General features: G+C 58.2%; 1 rRNA gene. It reads right to left on the bottom strand.

The window, feature by feature from the left end:
- A 23S ribosomal RNA gene (locus ABZX90_RS43800) occupies positions 1-1,074 on the bottom strand; the annotation flags it as partial.

Raw genomic sequence — 1,074 nt, 5'->3', positions numbered from 1 at the left:
ATGTGTGACGGATTTGCCTATCACACGGCCTACACCCTTACCCCGGGACAACCACCGCCCGGGATGGACTACCTTCCTGCGTCACCCCATCACTCACCTACTGCAGGTCTGGACCGTCGGCTCCACCACTCCCCTTTGCCCGAAGGCTCCGGGGCGGCTTCACGGACTTAGCATCGCCTGGTTCAATGTTTGACGCTTCACAGCGGGTACCGGAATATCAACCGGTTATCCATCGACTACGCCTGTCGGCCTCGCCTTAGGTCCCGACTTACCCTGGGCAGATCAGCTTGACCCAGGAACCCTTAGTCAATCGGCGCACACGTTTCTCACGTGTGTATCGCTACTCATGCCTGCATTCTCACTCGTGAACCGTCCACCACTGCCTTCCGGCGCGGCTTCACCCGGCACACGACGCTCCCCTACCCATCACAGCGGGCGTTGGCCCTATTGCTGCAATGACACGACTTCGGCGGTACGCTTGAGCCCCGCTACATTGTCGGCGCGGAATCACTAGACCAGTGAGCTATTACGCACTCTTTCAAGGGTGGCTGCTTCTAAGCCAACCTCCTGGTTGTCTGTGCGACTCCACATCCTTTCCCACTTAGCGTACGCTTAGGGGCCTTAGTCGATGCTCTGGGCTGTTTCCCTCTCGACCATGGAGCTTATCCCCCACAGTCTCACTGCCGCGCTCTCACTTACCGGCATTCGGAGTTTGGCTAAGGTCAGTAACCCGGTAGGGCCCATCGCCTATCCAGTGCTCTACCTCCGGCAAGAAACACACGACGCTGCACCTAAATGCATTTCGGGGAGAACCAGCTATCACGGAGTTTGATTGGCCTTTCACCCCTAACCACAGGTCATCCCCCAGGTTTTCAACCCTGGTGGGTTCGGTCCTCCACGACCTCTTACAGCCGCTTCAACCTGCCCATGGCTAGATCACTCCGCTTCGGGTCTTGAGCGCGCTACTGAACCGCCCTATTCGGACTCGCTTTCGCTACGGCTTCCCCACACGGGTTAACCTCGCAACGCACCGCAAACTCGCAGGCTCATTCTTCAAAAGGCACGCAGTCACGA

This window comes from Streptomyces sp. NPDC002935 (assembly GCF_040611295.1).
Lineage (GTDB): Bacteria > Actinomycetota > Actinomycetes > Streptomycetales > Streptomycetaceae > Streptomyces.
The sequence above is the reverse complement of the archived record's forward strand: the minus strand, read 5'-3'. Positions and strand labels throughout refer to the sequence as shown.